Source organism: Dietzia sp. NPDC055343 (assembly GCF_053645265.1).
On record NZ_JBSHMJ010000053.1, the window covers coordinates 1 to 16354 of the forward strand.

At 58.9% G+C, this 16354-nt stretch carries 16 protein-coding genes; 13 read left to right on the forward strand and 3 right to left on the reverse strand.

The window, feature by feature from the left end; genetic code table 11:
• Positions 1-303: 303 nt before the first annotated feature.
• Positions 304-1407, reverse strand: a complete 1104-nt coding sequence (locus tag ACWIE7_RS17065; RefSeq protein ID WP_454070053.1) for a YeiH family protein — start codon at positions 1405-1407, stop codon at positions 304-306.
• A gap of 121 nt (positions 1408-1528) precedes the next feature.
• Here ACWIE7_RS17065 and ACWIE7_RS17070 point away from each other — a divergent pair, with 121 nt between their 5' ends.
• Together ACWIE7_RS17070 and ACWIE7_RS17075 are read left to right on the forward strand one after the other, a co-directional pair.
• Positions 1529-2455 carry a LysR family transcriptional regulator gene (locus tag ACWIE7_RS17070; protein ID WP_454070054.1) on the forward strand — a complete coding sequence of 309 codons (927 nt, stop codon included), beginning with the start codon at positions 1529-1531 and terminating at the stop codon, positions 2453-2455.
• A 99-nt stretch (positions 2456-2554) separates the two neighbouring features.
• On the forward strand, positions 2555-2719 hold the full coding sequence (locus ACWIE7_RS17075; RefSeq protein ID WP_344995361.1) for a hypothetical protein: 165 nt from the start codon (positions 2555-2557) through the stop codon (positions 2717-2719).
• 361 nt (positions 2720-3080) lie between these two features.
• On the opposite strand, the gene ACWIE7_RS17080 is transcribed toward ACWIE7_RS17075, so the two are convergent.
• Positions 3081-4490, reverse strand: a complete 1410-nt coding sequence (locus tag ACWIE7_RS17080; RefSeq protein ID WP_454070055.1) for an MFS transporter — start codon at positions 4488-4490, stop codon at positions 3081-3083.
• 771 nt (positions 4491-5261) lie between these two features.
• Here ACWIE7_RS17080 and ACWIE7_RS17085 point away from each other — a divergent pair.
• The 11 genes from ACWIE7_RS17085 to ACWIE7_RS17135 all read left to right on the forward strand — a co-directional run bounded on the left by ACWIE7_RS17085 (position 5262) and on the right by ACWIE7_RS17135 (position 15677).
• Positions 5262-6047, forward strand: a complete 786-nt coding sequence (locus ACWIE7_RS17085; protein WP_454070056.1) for an ABC transporter ATP-binding protein — start codon at positions 5262-5264, stop codon at positions 6045-6047.
• Entirely contained in the window at positions 6044-6925 is an 882-nt protein-coding gene (locus ACWIE7_RS17090; protein WP_454070057.1) for an ABC transporter permease, read from the forward strand. The genes ACWIE7_RS17085 and ACWIE7_RS17090 overlap by 4 nt, the downstream gene beginning before the upstream one ends.
• On the forward strand, positions 6922-8916 hold the full coding sequence (locus tag ACWIE7_RS17095; protein WP_454070058.1) for a CoA transferase: 1995 nt from the start codon (positions 6922-6924) through the stop codon (positions 8914-8916). The genes ACWIE7_RS17090 and ACWIE7_RS17095 overlap by 4 nt, the downstream gene beginning before the upstream one ends.
• A complete protein-coding gene (locus tag ACWIE7_RS17100) occupies positions 8906-9643 on the forward strand; it encodes an enoyl-CoA hydratase/isomerase family protein (protein ID WP_344995346.1) in 738 nt (245 codons plus the stop codon). The genes ACWIE7_RS17095 and ACWIE7_RS17100 overlap by 11 nt, the downstream gene beginning before the upstream one ends.
• A gap of 28 nt (positions 9644-9671) precedes the next feature.
• A complete protein-coding gene (locus ACWIE7_RS17105) occupies positions 9672-10766 on the forward strand; it encodes an ABC transporter substrate-binding protein (RefSeq protein ID WP_454070059.1) in 1095 nt (364 codons plus the stop codon).
• Entirely contained in the window at positions 10756-11931 is a 1176-nt protein-coding gene (locus tag ACWIE7_RS17110; RefSeq protein WP_454070060.1) for a CaiB/BaiF CoA transferase family protein, read from the forward strand. The genes ACWIE7_RS17105 and ACWIE7_RS17110 overlap by 11 nt, the downstream gene beginning before the upstream one ends.
• Entirely contained in the window at positions 11903-12604 is a 702-nt protein-coding gene (locus ACWIE7_RS17115; RefSeq protein ID WP_454070061.1) for an enoyl-CoA hydratase/isomerase family protein, read from the forward strand. Before ACWIE7_RS17110 ends, ACWIE7_RS17115 begins: the two co-directional genes overlap by 29 nt.
• 47 nt (positions 12605-12651) lie before the next feature.
• Positions 12652-13224, forward strand: a complete 573-nt coding sequence (locus ACWIE7_RS17120) for a cysteine dioxygenase family protein (RefSeq protein WP_344995333.1) — start codon at positions 12652-12654, stop codon at positions 13222-13224.
• A gap of 5 nt (positions 13225-13229) precedes the next feature.
• Positions 13230-13553, forward strand: a complete 324-nt coding sequence (locus tag ACWIE7_RS17125) for a carboxymuconolactone decarboxylase family protein (RefSeq protein ID WP_344995330.1) — start codon at positions 13230-13232, stop codon at positions 13551-13553.
• A gap of 3 nt (positions 13554-13556) precedes the next feature.
• Entirely contained in the window at positions 13557-14531 is a 975-nt protein-coding gene (locus ACWIE7_RS17130) for an acrylyl-CoA reductase family protein (protein ID WP_454070062.1), read from the forward strand.
• 327 nt (positions 14532-14858) lie between these two features.
• Complete coding sequence (locus ACWIE7_RS17135) at positions 14859-15677, forward strand: IclR family transcriptional regulator (RefSeq protein ID WP_454070063.1); 819 nt, start codon at positions 14859-14861, stop codon at positions 15675-15677.
• Between the two features lie 230 nt (positions 15678-15907).
• On the opposite strand, the gene ACWIE7_RS17140 is transcribed toward ACWIE7_RS17135, so the two are convergent.
• Positions 15908-16354 (reverse strand): DDE-type integrase/transposase/recombinase (locus ACWIE7_RS17140; protein ID WP_454070064.1); only part of this gene is annotated, 447 nt, incomplete at its 5' end.

Sequence of the window (16354 nt, forward strand, 5' to 3'; positions counted from 1 at the left end):
CCAAGTCGCTGATGATCTACGCGGGCAGCAACGAGATCCAGGTGACCCACATCGCCAAGGGGCTGCTGGCGCGGTGAGACCGTCGGCTACCGTCGGTCGCTTTCCTCACCGTGATGTCGGGTCGTTACCGATAATTTATATTGCGTAAAGTAGCGGCCTGCGCACTACATCAAGTGAATCCCTTACTAGACCCGGGAGCCACCTACGACCGATGGAACCATCGAGTTCTAAGTGGCCCCGACTACATGACTGGGCACAGACGGATTACCCAGGCCCCCGCCCGGTCCGCGTGGAGGTCCAGGGTCAGAGAAGCTGGACGCCGACGAGCGCGACACCCGTCACGATGACGGTGGCGATAGCGGCCAGCACGAAGGGGCGGGGCCCGACCGCGCGCAGGGTCGCGAACCTCACCCCGGTCCCCAGCGCGAACATCGCCGCGGCCAGCAAGGCGGTCTGCGCCACCTTCGCCACGTCGAGCACCACCTCGGGGACGATCCCGACGGACCGCAGACCCACACAGGCCAGGAACGCGATGATGAACAGCGGCACCAACGGCGGACGCGTCTGATCCGGGGTGTCGGTCGCACGCCGACGCATGCTGATACCGATGCCGATGATGACCGGTGCCAGCAGCAGCACCCGGGCCAACTTGACCACCACGGCCACCCCGAGCGCCGTGCCGCCGAGAGCGCTGCCGGCCGCCACGACCTGCGCGACCTCATGGATCGACGCGCCCGCCCAGACGCCGGACTCGACCGGGCCGAGCCCCAGGGCGGCGGACAGCAGCGGGATCACCGGGATCATGAGGGTGCCGAACAGCACCACCAGCGCCACCGCCGTGACGGTCTCCTCCTCCCGGGCTGCGGCCACCCGGGGGGCGGCCGCCACCGCGGCCGCACCACAGATGGAGAAACCGCAGGCGATGAGCAGACGCTGCGCGGGGCTGATGCCGAGCATCGACCCGATGACCAGCGTGCTGACGATCCCGATGCACACCACGGCCACGACCGTGGCGATCACCCCCCACCCCAGGTCCAGAATGTCGGAGAGCAGGAGCTGCAGGCCCAGTAGCGCGATCCCCGCGCGCAACAGCGTCCGGGAAGAGAAGGCCAGGCCCGGCTGCCAGGACCCGGGCAGTCGCCACACGTTGACCAGGACCGCGCCCAGGATGATCGCGACGAGCAGCGGGCTCAATGCGGGGGCCAGGGACGAGATCCCGATCGCCAGAGCCGCCGCCACCGCGCACACCGCGAGCCCGGGCACCAGGCCGCGGAGCCTGCCGGTCCGGCCGGGGCGCCGGCCCGGTCCGGTGTCGGGCCCGCCCGACGCCGTGGCCCGGCCCTGCCTGCCGTCGCGACCAGAGGAATCGAGGGCAAGAGAACCGTCTCGCGGGCCGTGGGAAGTCATGTATCCAGAATCGGCGTTCACGGGCGGGCCCGGTAGAGACAAAAGTGCCTGGCAGTCATGCAGTTCTGATATGTCTATGAGGTATCACCCCACCCACGTCCGACCAGGAGGGGCCCCGCCAATGCCCACGGAATGGCCTGACCTCGGCGCGCTGGAGCTCCTGCTCGCGGTGGACGAGCACGGCAGCCTCGGCGCCGCCAGCCGTCAGCTCGACCTCGCCCAGCCCAACGCCAGCCGGGCCCTGCGGCGCCTCGAAAAGCAACTGGGCTTCACCCTCGTCACACGCGGTGCGCGGGGTTCGAGCCTCACCCCAGAGGGCACCGTCATCGTCCACTGGGCGCACGCCGTTCTCGCCCAGTCCCGCCACCTGCTCGGCGCCGCCGAGGGGCTCCACGGTAAATACCAGTCGACCATCACCATCTGCGCGAGCCTTACCACCGCCGAACACCTCCTGCCCCGCTGGATGGGCCGGTTCCGGCAACGCCACGACGGACTCGGCGTCCGTCTGCAGGTCCAGAACTCCGCGACCGTGTGCGAGCGCGTGATCGAGAGCCGGTGCGACGTGGGGTTCATCGAGACGCCCGAGGTGCCGGACGGACTCCACAGCGTCGTGGTGGCGCACGATGAACTCGTCGTCGTCGTCGCCCCCTCCCACCCCTGGTCACGACGACAGGAACCCCTCACCCCCGCAGACCTCACCTCCACCCCCCTGGTGGTCCGCGAGGCCGGGTCGGGGACGCGTTCGACCCTCGACGCCGCGCTCGCCGGCACGGGCCGCGTTGAGCCACTCCTGGAACTCGGCAGCTCCGCCGCAGTGTGCTCCGCAGTGCGCAGCGAGGCCGGACCGGCGGTGCTGAGCACGCTGGCCGTGGCCGAGCAGCGCGCCCACGGCGATCTGGTCAGGGTCGACGTGGCCGGACTCGACCTGCGGCGCAGACTGCGCGCCGTATGGACCGGGCCGCGCGTCCTCCCCGGACCGGCTGGCGACCTGGTGCGCCTCGCCGTGGACGACCACGCCGTGGGCCACAGCGCATTCGACGACACCTGAGACCATCGCCCTCGGGGCCCGCCTAACCGCTCCCGGGCACCACACAGAGATCAACGCCCACACCACCCGCACCCTCTACGAGCAGACAGGAATGACGCCATGAAGGTCACTGCCCACGCCGCCCGTTCCGAAGGATGGTGGGCCTTCGACGTCCCCGAGATCGACGGCCTGGTCACCCAGGCCCGCCACCTCGACCAGACCCCCGCATGGTGCGAGATGCTGCCGAACTTCTCGACGGACTCGCCCCAGAACCCCTTGAGGTAGAAGTGATCCCTGACGCCCTGCACTGCTCGACGCCGAGCTAGCCAAAGCCCGTTCGAGTGTGCTGGCGTGCGAGGGAGACTGTCACTTCTTCTGGGCCCGGGGCCGAGAATCCAGCCGTGCACAGGTAGCTCCACCAACGGAATCACCTGCAGTCGTCCAGGGTGGATGTGGTTGCTTGGGTTCCCTTCGCACCTCACACGGAAGTCCTCCTCATGCCAGCCCGCTATGCCCACCGGAAACTCAACGTCCGTGCTCAGTGACAGCACACGGGCAGCCCTCATCACAACCCTCAACACTCAGGTCTCAACTGAGATACCGAGATTGGTGCTCACAGGTAGCTGTAGCTCCGAGTCAGAGCAATTCAAGGCGACGGAGTTCGTCGTTGCCGTGACATGACAGCGTGCACCACCAACGCAGCCAGCACCGAGGAACAGAACACCACACCCAGCCCGAACGCCGTGGTGATGCCCTCGTCGGTAGAGTGCGTGGATTCAGATGGGTGGGCAGCGAGCACAGCGGCCGAAACCGCCGCCCCAATGACGCCACCTACCGTGCGCAGGACCTGATTGAAGCTCACCGCACTCCCCAACTGGTGCACCGTGACACTTCGGGCGATGAGCGCCGGCATCGCCGCGTAACCCGAGCCGATACCTACGCCGAACAGGAATAATCCCAGCGCGAGGGACCAGACGTGCTGGTGGTCGAGCCACAACAGGACCGAGGCAAAGGTCATCACCGCCGCCCCGACGGGCAGGAACACCGACATGTCCACCTTGTGGGATAGAACACGGACTGTGCGGTTGGCGGCCAGACTGCCGACCGACAAGGGGGCCATCATGAACCCTGCCCATAGCAGAGGGACCTCCAACCCGTACTCGGACGAGGCGGGCGCCTGTACCACGAGGCTCGAGATGGACAGGCCGATGTACAGTGCCACGCCCAGACCAATGGAGGTGACATTGGCCAGCAGTACGTCCGGCGTGCGCACGACGCGCAGATTGACCAACGGGTGTGGCGCACGAACGCTGTGTACCACCCACAAGACGAGCGAGACCAGCGAGAAGGCCAGGGCTGCGAGAGTGCCGGGCGCTAACCAGCCCCACGAGGGCGCCTCGGATATCCACAGCACGAACAGCGCCAGCCCAAGACCAAGCAGGGCAGCGCCGGTGGTGTCGAACGGGGTGCGCGGGGCAAATGGGTCCGGGCCGGCAGGGACCAGGCGCCACACGCCGACCGCCGCCGTGATCACGACCAGCGCGGCAAAGCCGAACGCGGCGCGGTGGTCGAAGGTCGCCGCGAGGATGCCAGTCAGCGGGTAACCCAGTCCCAGGCCGATCGATACCGTCACTGACAGGGTGGAGATAACCGGTTGAGACGCGGCGGCACCTAGGTGTCGGCGAGCTAATGCAATGGTGACCGGCACGGTCCCGAAGAGCAGCCCCTGCAGGGCGCGGCCGATAAGGAACACGGTGAAGTTCGGGGCGAACGTGGCCACCACCGAGCCGACCACGATCACTCCGAGGCCAATGAGCAATAGCCGCTTGGCGTGCGGACCATCGGACAGTCGGCCCATAATGGGCGTGGCCACCGCTCCAACCAGTAGGTTCACCGTGAACATCCACTGCGCTTGACTGACGGGGATGTTGTACATCGTGGCGACGAACGGTACGAGCAGCGTACCCAGTGACGTCACCACCGAACTGGCCAGCGCCGCGTAGAGCAGCACCGGGATAAACCACCGTGGGGCATGGGGCGTCTCGGAAACCTTCATAGGAAGTCGCCGCGACTGTCGAATCGGCGGAACTTCACGATTTCACCAGCGGAAGAAACATGCTGGTCCAGGCGACCCAGGCTGTCGCGACTACCCAGAGATGGCAAGTTCAACTCGTTGGACCTGCACGACGGTGACTGCAAGGCCTCACACAGCTCGGTGCCCAGCGCTACGGGTTCGACCACCCCGCCAAGCGTACAACCAACTTGCGCAACCCACTTGCGGACTTCGCCGCTGCAAGGCGCGCCGATCGCCGAACCGAGGCCGTCAATCCAGAACCGTCAATTCATCCCGCAGTTGGGAGGACCGGGACTTAGCTACCCGACCCGTCAGTCCTGTCTAGATCAGGACCGAAAGCAGATACAAGCGCGCCTTCCACTACCCATATCGGCACGCGGAGGCGCACTTCGACCCACCATGCGCACGCCACAACGACGACCAGACACGGCTCGCTGAAACGCGGATCCCAGGCCCAGAACATGGCGGTGCGTCGTTGAGCTACGAGCGCCAAACGCTAGCTCGAGCCTTGAGGCAAACAGGAACTTACGACGCAGCGTCCGGCCAAGGGGACAGCGCAGGTCAAGGGCCCGGCAGTCAAGCCTTCGCCTTTCCGGCGGCCCACGTCCATCGAGAACCCTAAGCGCCAAAACGCCGACGATGTCGCTGTGATGGTTGACACACGTGACCCGCAGCACATAGTGTCCAATCACAACGTGTTGATCCCTCGACACATAGTGATGACACGGTAGGTCGATCCCCCAGGAGCACCCAATGAGTACCGCCACCGTCGAAGTAGTCGGCGCGACAAAAACCTTCACAACCAAGAACGCTAAGGAAAAAGACGTCCTGGCGCTTCACAATGCTGACCTCAACATCAGGGCGGGAGAGTTCTTCTCCTTGGTCGGTCCGAGTGGATGCGGAAAAAGCACGCTCCTCAATGTGTTATCAGGCCTGCTCGACCTAACCGAAGGGCAAGCGAAAATCGGGAATAAGGAAGTCTGCGGACCTAGCGCCGCCACCAGCATCGTGTTCCAAAAGGCCACACTGCTCAACTGGCTAACAATTCGCGATAACGTTCTCTTGCCCGACAAAATAAAGCAGACCCTCACCAAGGCCAAGAAGGCACGGGCAGACGAGCTGCTCGAGATGGCTGGTCTAGCTGAATTCGGAGAAAAGTACCCCCGGCAGCTTTCTGGCGGAATGCAGCAACGAGCGTCGATCGTTCGAGCACTGGTTCAGGATCCACAGCTTCTCTTGATGGACGAGCCATTCTCCGCCCTCGACGAATTCACCCGAGAAACAATGAACGAAGAGCTACTCAGATTGTGGACCGAAACGCCGAAAACAGTTCTTTTCATCACTCACAATATCGCTGAGGCAGTTTTTCTTTCCGATCGAATCGGTGTCATGCAGCCACGGCCCGGACGATTGACCAAAGTAATCGATGTCGACCTTCCGCGGCCGCGCACCTACAGCATGAGAGGAGAACCGCGCTTCCACGAAACGGTAGCCGAGATTCGACAACTGATTGGACATACGGAGGATACCCGGAAATGAGCACGGCAAGCGCAGTGCCGACACAGGCAGCCCAGGCAGACAATGCTTCTCCACCCAAGCAGGCAACGCTAGGCCAACGTCGCCGCAAGTCATCAAGTCGGAGCCAATCTGCAGCGTCAAATACCCAAAAATCAAAATCGTTTGCGCTCCCGGTATTAGTCGGGTTAGTGATATTAGCGCTATGGTGGGCGCTTGCCGAGTTCCGTTTGGTCAGTGCACTTCTACTGCCTCGGCCAGAAGCAGTTCTCGAAATGCTGGTTGAGGGGCTAGGACAAGGCGTCTGGTGGCCCCACGTACTCGTTACACTCCAAGAGGTCGCAGTAGGCTTCGTTGCTGGATCAGTGATCGGAATCGTAGTCGGTGCCGTATTCGCATTCAGCACGGTATTACAAAAGATGTTTCATCCGTACATCCTTGCCCTGATGTGCATGCCCAAAATTGCTATCGCTCCTCTTCTGATTGTGGCACTGGGTTACGGCCTACTTCCGAAAGTCATCATCGCGGCCCTGCTCGCGTTCTTCCCAGTAATGACAAGCGCTATCGCCGGGCTCACCAATGTTGATCCCGACGAGCTGAATCTGCTCAAGTCAGTAAAAGCTAACAGATGGCAGGAATTGCGTTATCTTCGCATTCCAAACTCGCTATCGTATATCTTCCCGAGCTTTGATGTTGCCATCATTAGCGCACTGCTGGGCGCAGTAGCAGCGGAACTTGTCGGAGCACAGGCCGGCCTCGGCTATCTCATCAGTACTGCCCAGGCATACGGCGACGTTCCGACGATGTATGGGGTATTCATCATCCTCGCAGCAATCGGCGTAACTCTCCGGATGCTGGTCGTTCTTGGCCGAAAGTCACTTCCAAGGAGTTTCAACGCATGACTCACAACATGTTTTCAGAGGTAACGGCAGTCGTTACGAGCCTGTCCCCAGCTACCGTGTATGCAGCTGGACTGCTCCGGTCACTAGGGGCACGTGTGGAACAGTGCGTTCACGCGCCCCGGAGTAGGGACGCCGACGACACGCTCATCCAGACATATCTTGAGCAGGTCGATCAAGTCGACACGAAGAAGGACGAATACCGAGTCGACCTCGAGATCAGCAATCAAAATAACCCATGCAGCTCGCGAATCGCTCAGACACGTTTATCGCTAGATGATCCCGCAGCGACAGAATACAACGAATTCGCGAGAAGTTGTCTCGGCGGAGCAGCGACCTACACCTATCGGAACGATGGCACGCCGGTATATGGTTTCGGTGACCGATACGCCTATCTCGCCGCGATCTACGGGCTAACAGCGTCGCTAGGTCAGTTGTATCGACAAGCTGGCAAGCCAGCCGATATACGCATCGATCTGATCCAAATGGTCACAGCGCTACTCCCGTACCCGACTGTTCAATACGAATACAATGGCACTGAAACTACGTCTGCGCAGTCGGGACCGCGGTATGTGACCCCCACACGAGACGGGTTCGTCGTAATATATGCCGGATTCGACTGGCCAAGCATCGCGAGACTCTTGGGAGATTTCACTCCCCAGCCGGAAAGCAAGTTCGAAAACATTGATGCTCGGTTTGAAAACTCGATAGAGCTGGGGACTGTTTTTGAGCACTGGGCCGGCGGAAAGAGCACGACGGAAGTACTGGATGCCGGACGCGAGGCAAATGTTGCTATCGCACAGATCGCGAAACCCTCCGAAGTCGTAGAGAGGTACCCTCGAAACAGCGAAAAACCGGTCCATGTTCCATTCCGGGTTGTCGGCGAAGGCGGAGTATGGGAGCCTCCGACGGAGACTAACTCCTCCGACGGACTCCCACTGGAGGGTGTTAGAATCCTCGACTTCACACAGGTCTGGTCTGGACCTTATGCGACGCGCATTTTGACCGAACTTGGAGCCGATGTTGTCAAGGTCGAGTCGCCATCTAGGCCGGATTGGCTGCGCAAGCTTGGACCATCTAACCGATACCCTGATCTCGAACCTGGGCCGGATTTCGAGAACCGGAACGCTTGGTTCAACACTCAGAACCGTGGCAAGCGAGCGATCTCGATTGACTTCAAGTCAGTTAACGGCAGGCAGCTTATCTACGATCTGTCCAGGTCGGCTGACATCGTCGTATCGAATACGCGACCCGGCGTGATGGAACGACTGTCGCTCGCCAGTAGTGACTTTTGGCAGACCGGAGCAAGTTGCAATGTGGTTCAAATGCCAGGATTTGCATCAAACGGTCCCGAAGCCGCTGACATGGCGCTAGGCGCGCAATACGACGCGTTCAGCAGCGCAGCCTTTTTCACTGGAAGCCTCGAAGCGCCCCTGCTTACCGGCTTCGCTTTAGGTGATCCGGTTGCCGGCGCCTTCTCTGCTCTCGCCATGGTCGGATCCCTATATCTGCGACGTCGGTCGGGTCGGCCGATTGCACTCGAACTCGCTCAAGCAGAAGCGATGGTTTCCATAATGCCTGAATTTCTGCATGCGAAACTGCCCGTCGAGAGGCCAAAGGGCAACGAGGACAGGCGCGCCGAACAGGAGATTAAATACGAAGACGGCGTTCCGATCGCAACCAGGACTATTGGTGAGGACACCGTGTCGTATCCGATCAGAAATCCGTCTGAACTTATGACCGCAGAGGAAACGAGAGGGCTCTTTGACTGGGTTGATCAGCCGTCATGCGGTACCCACCGCTACCCCGGTTCGCCGGCGACGATTGGAGGAGAGCGACTCGAACTGCTGAAAGCAGCACCTGCTCGTGGCGAGCACACCTGCGAGGTCTTATCTAGCTGGCTGGATATCGACCCACAGGACCTAGACGTTCTCGCCGATATTGAAGTAATCAATCAGGCACGTACCCACGAAGGAGTAAGCAATGAAGGTTGAAACCACGCATCACGACGGTGGCGTCTTTGAGATCAAGCTGAACCGTCCGGACAAGATCAATGCAATCGACACCGAGATGGCTGAGAGCCTGCACGACGCATGGGCTGAGTACGAAGCCTCGGATGCACGCTGCGCACTTGTTACTGCTGCTGGAAACAAGTCATTCTCCGTTGGCGCGGATCTGAACGATGAACCGGTTGAGCTCTGGAGGGCAATCCCGGGCCTCGGCGTCACTGTGACGAAGCCGTTCGTCGTCGCAACGTTCGGCTACGTCGTTGGGGGAGCTTACGTCCTGACCGTCTACGCAGACATGGTTGTCGGCGCAAAGTCCACGACCTTCTACTACCCAGAGGCTCAGGTGGGGTTCACTGGCGGTCTGGTTGCCGGCACCGCTGTCCGAATCCCGCAGAAGATTGCATCCGAGTTCATGCTCATGTGTGAGCCCTTCCCTGCCGAAAGGGCATTGCAGTACGGGATGATGAATCGAATCACCGAGGACGACGACCCTCGGGATGAAGCAATGGAAGTTGCACTTAAGATCGCATCCAATGCACCAAAGGTGAATGTTGCAATCAAGTCGTTTGTGGACCAGATTGTCCCCTCGTCCGCTTCCCATGATTATGCGTTGACCAGAAAGGTCCTCTGGGATATTCAGAATAGCGCCGATAAAGCCGAGGGCATTCAGGCATTCAAGGAGAAGCGCACCCCAAAGTTCACCGGCGAGTAGGCCACCCGTTCGAAGTGGAGATTAAGTCATGAAGAATCGCGGGACGCGTTCAATTTTTGTTGGTGCATGCATTGCTATGGCCTCTGTACTCGGCCTTTCAGCTTGCGGTGCTGGCGACCAGGGTGATGACACCGCTGTGACATTCGCAGTTGGAAGCCCCAACCTTGAAATAACCACCGCCCCGTATGTGGCGGTTCCTGAACAGATGGGTTTCTGGAAGGACGAAGGCTTAGACGTCGATGTCCAAGGCACGGAAGGCGCGACCGCTTCGGTGCAGATGTTGGCTGGAGGCCGAGCCGACATCATTAATGGCGGTACCAGTTCATTCTTCCAGGAAGCTGCGAGGAATCCCGACATTCAGGTGATTTCTCTTACTGGCCCGAATGTCTGGCGTGTTTACGTGCCGGAAGATTCCCCGATTCAATCGATCGAGGAGCTCAAGGGGAAGACGGTTGGCGCCCAGTCACTGAGCAGCGCGAGCTATCTTTTTGGCGTTGCAGCTCTCGAGTCGGGCGGCGTCGATACTGAAACTGAAGTTGACTGGCTGCCCGTTGGTACTGGGAACCAAGCCGCGGAAGCGTTGAACAGCGGTCATGTCGAAGCATATGCGTCGTACGACGGCCCCGCCGGCGTTGTCGGGAACTTGACGACAGACGGTCTCAGGGCGCTTCCGTCCGAGCTTGATAACTACAATGGACTTCTGGGTATTGCAACCCTCAAAGAGACCATCGAGCAGAGGCCGGATGTTGTCGAGAAGTTCCTTATCGGCTTGATCAAGGGCGCAATCTTCAGTGCGACCAATCCCGAAGCAGCAATTGATCTTCAATTCAAGCAGTTTCCGGAGCAGCGGCCCCAAGGTAGCTGGGACGAGGTCCTCTCGCAAATGATGCCTGTCGCCGAAAAGAGGTTTGTCGACGGTGGTGTCCAAACTGACGGACTCCCGCTGGGAACCCTTTCTGCTGAAGATGTCCAGTCGAGCATTCAATTGATGAACGAATATGATGTCATCACTGAAGAAGTCTCCGCCGAGGACGTACTCGCATTCGACTTGAACAATGCTGCCTGGTCACAGGTCGATCCTGCGGCGGTAGCCGAGATTGCTGAGGAATACAATGTGGAGTAACAACTCTAATTCGGCACTCCCCCTGTCGGGCGTGAAGGTACTTGAATTCGGTCACGTGGCAGCGGGTCCATTTACCTGCGACCTTCTAGCAAAGCTCGGGGCGGAGGTAATCAAAATTGAGCCGCCGGCTGGTGATCAAATGCGCAGTTGGCCACCTCGTGCAAATAACGGCGAGGGATACAGTCTGAATTTCGCTTCAGTCAATATTGGCAAACAATCACTTTTCGCCGACCTCAAAGATCACACAGAGTGGGCTGACGTAGCAGAACTTGCGGACAGCGCAGATGTGATCGTATCGAATTACCGACCCGATGTGCTGGCGAAACTCGGTTTTGGGTTTGAGACGCTCAGAGAGCGGCGAAAGAAGTCTCCATTCGTGTTCGCAGAGATCAGTGGTTTTGGATCTACGAGCCCGTTTGCCCACGTTGGAGCGTTCGACGTAGTCATCCAAGGAATGACCGGACTAATGTCTGTGACCGGCGAGAAGGACGGTCCACCAGCCAAGTGTGGGGTCCCGGTAGCTGACTTCGTAACAGGTCTCTACACGGCGATGAGTATCATCGCATGGCTCCCGGTGGCTGTTCGGGAATCACGAGGGGTCCACCTGGAAGCGTCGATGTTTGATTGCGTGATGGCCATATCCGCGCTCCAGACTAGCGAATACTGGGGCAGCGGACGCGATCCTATCGCTCTCGGGACAGCACATCCGCGTAATGCTCCCTACCAGGCGTTCCATGCCTCTGACGGATGGTTCACTGTCGCCGCCGGCAATGACAAGCTCTGGCGGTCCATGCGGGAGGCCATCGGACTGCAAGCTTTGCTCGATCCCCGCTTCGACACCCAGCGTGGCCGAGTCGAGAACCAGCTTGAACTCGAGTCGATTTTGCAAGCGCGATTCGTAGGAGACAGCCAAGACCATTGGTTGAATCTGCTGCGTGACGCAGGAGTCCCTTGTGGGCCAGTGTCACCGTTCTCGGAGGCACTGGCTTCAGAACATGTGCGGGCCACTGGGCTGTTGGACGTAGTCGATGTTGATGACTTCGGCCCAATGCCGTTTGTGCGTTACCCGGTCAGGGTAGATGAAAAACACCTTGATTTGCCTGGTCGGCCTCCCAGCAATTCTAAGGAGGAAGTTAATGCTAACCAACCAGCGGGCACTAACTAATGTTCAACTGGAGGATGGAATCGTATGGATTACGCTCAGCAATGGCCCAGTTAACGCCCTCAGTTCGGAGCTTCTCGAGGAACTGACCGCAGTACTCGATGACTTGGCTGCCTCCAATTCTGTGGATGTCGCCGTTCTATCCTCCGCTTTCGAGGTTTTCTCGGCTGGCGTGGACTTGAAAGCGATGAAGCTGCTTTCCAATGATGACCGCATGGATTATTTTCGCAGAGTAGGTGGTCTCTTGAGTCGACTTCAGTCGGTACCGTTCTGGACAGTGGCGCTTGTCGAGGGCAAGGCGATCGGTGCTGGTGCAGATCTCTCTCTTGCCTGTGACTTCGTGTTTGCTGCGAACGACGCAACGTGGAGGTTCCCCGGGTACCGGAAAGGACTGAGACTGGGGGTGAAGAGACTGGTTGCAAGAGTCGGACCATCCCGTGCATTCCGACTGATGGCTCTCGATAAGGAAATGTGCAGAGATGAAGCCGTGGCATGGGGTGCAGTGTTCGAATATCTCAACCAGGAAGAGTTGGCCGCCGCGGCAAAGTCTCTTTCTGACTGTCACGGATCGCCGGCCGATAGCCGTTTACAGATGTTCGGGGACGACAACATTGTCGGAGCTACAGAGGTCTTGGAGAAGAGCCTTTCCGAGAGGGTCGTCGCTCGTTTTAACTAGTGCGCATACTGAAATTTGCCACTGACTCAAGAAAGGTACTGATTGGCATGAGCAACATCCCTGTCGAAATCGCGGAGTTCGCGAACCGATGCGAATCTAAAATGAAGTCTGGTTTGACCGAGGAGGAACTCACTGCACAGATACGAGACGACCTGGAGGCGGTTCTCGACAAAGGCTTCGATCTTCCAACGCCATTCACGACTCCCAACCCTGATCACTACGTGATGTACCCGCTTTATATTTCCGACGATGGTGATTTTTGTGTCGCATCCGCAGTCTGGGGAGTGGGGCAACGAACACCGGTTCATGGTCACGAAACGTGGGGTGTAGTCGGAATCTATTCCGGAAGGGAAACGGAAAAACAGTTCGAGAAGCCGACGGGTAGTTCGTCTGCACTTGTCGAGACTGGAGAAGTCACTTGGCGTCCCGGAGAAGTGACTGTATGTTGCACCACCGATGACGACGTTCACGAAGTGTGGAGTGACGGAAATGAACCCTGCGTCGGCATTCATGTCTACGGAGCCAATATAGGCGAGCTCAGACGGCGCAAATATGATCCCATGACCGGGGAAGAGTCCTGGTTCGTCAGTACTTGGGCACCTATCGGAGTTGGAGGGTAATCAGAATGTATTCGCACGACGATCGAGAGTTCACCAAGGATATCCGTCGAGCTGATCCTGAGGGCTTTACTGCATACCGACAATTTGCGGATGCGATCATGCACTCGCCAGACTCGCCCCTCGACGCGCGTGTCACTGAACTCATCGCCCTCGGGGTTGCTTTTACTACGCAGTGTCCTCACTGCATCAAGGGTCATACTGAGGGCGCCCGCAAGGCAGGGGTGACCAAGGAAGAGCTGGCAAGGGTCACACACATCGCTGCCGCTATGCGTGCTGGCGGCGCAGAGACCCACGGTCTCATGGCATTCAAGTACTACGAGGAGGCGTAAGAAATGGGGTCCACAAACGGGTGGCGCGTATACGAACATGGGGCACCAGCAGTCTTCGAAGAGTTTAGCCATCCCGACCTAGGGGATGGAGAACTTCGAGTCCGTGTTGAGTATTCATCTATCAACTATAAGGACGCTCTCGCGTTAACCGGATCTGGTCGCATTGCAAGAAGCCTTCCACTCATTCCAGGCATTGACTTCGCAGGAGAGGTGACAGAGTCCTCGGTCAGTGAATTTCCGACAGGGACCCAGGTCTTCGGGACAGGACTTGGAGTCGGAGAGGAAGTCAACGGAGGACTCGCGCGGGAACTCGTTGTTCCTGCGTCGCGTGTCTTGCGTATTCCTGAACGATCATCCGCACGCGAGGTTATGGTCCTGGGAACAGCAGGCTTTACGGCCCTGCTATGCATTGAGGCTCTCGAGCAACAGGCGAATTCTCGTGAAGTCGTTGTGACCGGGTCGTCCGGCGGTGTCGGGTCTATTGCAGTTTCATTGCTTGCACAGCGCGGGTGGGAAGTAACTGCAATTTCAGGTTCAGAGGAGCACCACTCGAAGCTCCGGGACCTTGGGGCCTCTAACGTACTAGGCCGTGACGCAGTCTCGGAAGAACGCAAGTTTGGTTCAGAAACATGGTCCAATGCGGTTGATTGTGTTGGCGGTGACCCACTGGCCGGGCTTCTCTCCAGAATGGGTTACGGCGGCATTGTGGCGGCATGCGGCAATGCTGCCGGCATGTCCTTGAATACCTCGATTCTGCCGTTCATTTTGCGCGGGGTGCGTCTTATCGGTATCGATTCCGTGTATGTTCCGATCGAGAGTCGATCCAACAAATGGGATGCTTTGCTCGAAGGCTTCTCGGGCGTCGAGTACGACGAATCTTGGGTGACTGAAGTAAGGCTCGAAGATGCCTCAGACCGCGCGTCTGAATTGATTTCCGGTGGGTCATCTGGGAGAACCTTGGTTCGTGTAGCCGAGTGAACAAAGCGGATTTCACTCAACCGTTCTTTGGCAGGACGGATTTGATCCGGATCATCCAATTGACCGTGCGGTTGATGTGAAGTGCGATTAACTTAAGTAGAGTTCGGCCAGCCCCAATCGGTCACGTGACGGCAGATCTACATGGTTAGTTGTACCCGCGATACACTGACGACCGGTGGGTAGGATTGTCCAATTCTACCCACCGGTCTGCCGTTTCCAGGCCGCACTTCCGTTATCTCCGTCCTCGCTCGCACGTTTAACTCTGGGAAGCCAGCGGTCGAGATGGTGGCGGTGTTCGCGCGGAAGACTGTGTGACATAATGTGAACATGGAACGACATGAAGGTGATCGTAATTCGGGCAAGTCGGTTCTAAGCACGCTTAAAAACGGGCTGCAAGTTGTTGAACTACTAACCCATGGACCGTCGCAAGTGGGGTACATCGCAGACAGATTGGGGCTTCAGCGGCAGTCAGCGTATCGAATCTTAGTAACCTTGCGATCTGAAGGCTGGGTCGCTGGCCCGGACCACAGGGATGAATATCGTCTGAGCGGCACTTTCTGGTCGTTGACCAGTTCGATCCTACTCGACGACACGTCGCGATTTATTTATCGAGAGGTCGTTAACCGCGTTCGTGAGAATACTGCAGAAACGGTGCACCTGGCGATTTATATCGGACAAAATGAGGTGCTGTACATAGATAAGAGAGATGGTACGCAGCCAATTCGAAGTTATACCGCATTGGGTGGTCGATCACCTGCGTCTGCGGTTGCTACTGGAAAGACACTGCTCGCCTACCAGGACCCGACAGAAGTTGATGATATTTGTTCTAGCGGTTTGGTGAGCTACACTCCTCGGACCATTGTTGATTCCGCAGAGTTCCGATCTGAACTCCAATCTATCCTGGAGCAAGGTTTTGCATTGAATCGAGGAGAGTGGCGTGCCGATGTGGGAGGCATAGCTGTTCCCTTATCAGATTCAAATGGCAGAGTTCACGCGGCCCTCGGCGTGTCTGGCCCTGTCGACCGAGTGATGAAATTTAGAGAGTCGTACACTGAAGCCCTTTTTTCTGCCAGGAATGACGAACAACCATGGTGGCTAGAAGGGAAAAGAACGCCTGAGGAAGGTCTCCCTGGGGACAATCGTTGATACAGGAGTGCGCAATACATCTTTGTTCGATCCAATCCGCGATCACCTCCAATCGCTGACAGTCACACCCCTACTTCGGTAGAGCTCAGCGGCGTCCCAACGAGCTTTGCTGACGCTGTCGCGATTAACGATCCTCTACTGCGACACACCTGGGCACGCTCCGATCGACTCTCCACCACTGTCGGAGCGTTGCGCAGACTGAATCGCACTGGGTCTGATGGAGGCTCGGGCTATTGGATTCCGACCAGGGTCTGGTCGGCCCGTTTCGTAGCGTAGAACGTCTCCTCGAATTCTGCTGGCGGCACGTCATGGAGGTAGCCGTGCAGGCGGTCGTTGTTGTGCCAGTGGACCCAGCTCAAGGTGGCCAGCTCGACGTCCTCGACGGTCTTCCACGGCCGTCCCTCACGTGCGGGGCCGCGGATGAGTTCGGCTTTGTAGTAGCCATTGACCGTCTCGGCCAGGGCATTGTCGTAGGAGTCAGCGACGGTGCCGATCGAGGGAGTTGCTCCGATTTCGGCGAGGCGCTCGCCGTAGCGAATCGACGTGAACTGGCTGCCGGCATCGCTGTGACACCGCAGCCCGGTCAGCTGGGTGCCACGTGACCAGCGGGCCATCTCGATCGCATCCAGGACCATCGTGGTGCGCATGTGTGAGGCGACCCGCCATCCCACGATCGT

Coding starts and splice junctions, on each gene's coding strand:
- ACWIE7_RS17065 (WP_454070053.1), bottom strand. CDS start 1,407: ATGACTTCCCACGGCCCGCGAGACGGTTCTCTTGCCCTCGATTCCTCT.
- ACWIE7_RS17070 (WP_454070054.1), top strand. CDS start 1,529: ATGCCCACGGAATGGCCTGACCTCGGCGCGCTGGAGCTCCTGCTCGCG.
- ACWIE7_RS17075 (WP_344995361.1), top strand. CDS start 2,555: ATGAAGGTCACTGCCCACGCCGCCCGTTCCGAAGGATGGTGGGCCTTC.
- ACWIE7_RS17080 (WP_454070055.1), bottom strand. CDS start 4,490: ATGAAGGTTTCCGAGACGCCCCATGCCCCACGGTGGTTTATCCCGGTG.
- ACWIE7_RS17085 (WP_454070056.1), top strand. CDS start 5,262: ATGAGTACCGCCACCGTCGAAGTAGTCGGCGCGACAAAAACCTTCACA.
- ACWIE7_RS17090 (WP_454070057.1), top strand. CDS start 6,044: ATGAGCACGGCAAGCGCAGTGCCGACACAGGCAGCCCAGGCAGACAAT.
- ACWIE7_RS17095 (WP_454070058.1), top strand. CDS start 6,922: ATGACTCACAACATGTTTTCAGAGGTAACGGCAGTCGTTACGAGCCTG.
- ACWIE7_RS17100 (WP_344995346.1), top strand. CDS start 8,906: ATGAAGGTTGAAACCACGCATCACGACGGTGGCGTCTTTGAGATCAAG.
- ACWIE7_RS17105 (WP_454070059.1), top strand. CDS start 9,672: ATGAAGAATCGCGGGACGCGTTCAATTTTTGTTGGTGCATGCATTGCT.
- ACWIE7_RS17110 (WP_454070060.1), top strand. CDS start 10,756: ATGTGGAGTAACAACTCTAATTCGGCACTCCCCCTGTCGGGCGTGAAG.
- ACWIE7_RS17115 (WP_454070061.1), top strand. CDS start 11,903: ATGCTAACCAACCAGCGGGCACTAACTAATGTTCAACTGGAGGATGGA.
- ACWIE7_RS17120 (WP_344995333.1), top strand. CDS start 12,652: ATGAGCAACATCCCTGTCGAAATCGCGGAGTTCGCGAACCGATGCGAA.
- ACWIE7_RS17125 (WP_344995330.1), top strand. CDS start 13,230: ATGTATTCGCACGACGATCGAGAGTTCACCAAGGATATCCGTCGAGCT.
- ACWIE7_RS17130 (WP_454070062.1), top strand. CDS start 13,557: ATGGGGTCCACAAACGGGTGGCGCGTATACGAACATGGGGCACCAGCA.
- ACWIE7_RS17135 (WP_454070063.1), top strand. CDS start 14,859: ATGGAACGACATGAAGGTGATCGTAATTCGGGCAAGTCGGTTCTAAGC.